Origin of the sequence: Shewanella benthica KT99, from assembly GCF_000172075.1 — a bacterium.
In the GTDB taxonomy this organism is placed as follows: Bacteria; Pseudomonadota; Gammaproteobacteria; order Enterobacterales; family Shewanellaceae; genus Shewanella; species Shewanella benthica_A.
Window position 1 is genome coordinate 1 of the sequence record NZ_ABIC01000104.1, and the last position, 1,134, is coordinate 1,134.

The following is a 1,134-nucleotide window of genomic DNA, read 5'->3' on the forward strand; positions in this document are numbered from 1 at the left end:
GGGCTAAGTACGGTCGGACATCGTACGGTTAGTGCAATGGCATAAGCCAGCTTAACTGCGAGACAGACACGTCGAGCAGGTACGAAAGTAGGTCATAGTGATCCGGTGGTTCTGTATGGAAGGGCCATCGCTCAACGGATAAAAGGTACGCCGGGGATAACAGGCTGATACCGCCCAAGAGTTCATATCGACGGCGGTGTTTGGCACCTCGATGTCGGCTCATCACATCCTGGGGCTGAAGTCGGTCCCAAGGGTATGGCTGTTCGCCATTTAAAGTGGTACGCGAGCTGGGTTCAGAACGTCGTGAGACAGTTCGGTCCCTATCTGCCGTGGGCGTTGGATGATTGAAGGAAGCTGCTCCTAGTACGAGAGGACCGGAGTGGACGAACCGCTGGTGTTCGGGTTGTTATGCCAATAGCATTGCCCGGTAGCTACGTTCGGAATCGATAACCGCTGAAAGCATCTAAGCGGGAAGCGAGTCCTAAGATGAGTCATCCCTAGGGATTTAATTCCTCTAAAGAGCCGTTCGAGACTAGGACGTTGATAGGCAGGGTGTGTAAGTGCTGTGAGGCATTGAGCTAACCTGTACTAATGACTCGTGAGGCTTAACCATACAACCCAGATGGGTTTACTCTTGTTAAAAGAGAAGTATGTGGTTAATGAGTGATTACTTTACAAGCACAAAAGAATACCGACTTGATTTAAGTTGAACCAATTATTACTTTTATTTAAAGCTGTTTAAAAGACTTTTTAAATAGCCAGCTTTCTAAATTCTTTTACCTTTAGCTTTTTGAAAAGCTGAAAGTAATCGCAAAATTAGTCTGGAAACCATAGCATTGTGGCCCCACCTGAATCCATCTCGAACTCAGAAGTGAAACGCAATTGCGCCGATGGTAGTGTGGGGTCTCCCCATGTGAGAGTAGGTCATTTCCAGGCGCCTAATAAACGATAAAGCCCGTTGCTAACGCAACGGGCTTTTTTCGTTTTAGTCTGGAAAATGACCGAACGAACATGGGGAATATAGATAGCGCATGCGAAGCATGCATCCTTTCATGTGATAGTAGGGTGCAGACCTTGCGCTTATCAAGCGTAGCTTGATGCTGGGTCTGAACGCGGAGGATTTATCCGAAGCCG

At 47.7% G+C, this 1,134-nt stretch carries 2 rRNA genes; both read left to right on the forward strand.

Annotated features, from left to right (window positions below):
- Positions 1 to 613 (forward strand): 23S ribosomal RNA (locus KT99_RS19710); the annotation flags it as partial.
- 207 nt (positions 614 to 820) lie between these two features.
- Positions 821 to 936: ribosomal RNA gene (gene rrf, locus KT99_RS19715) — 5S ribosomal RNA — on the forward strand.
- Positions 937 to 1,134 lie beyond the last annotated feature (198 nt).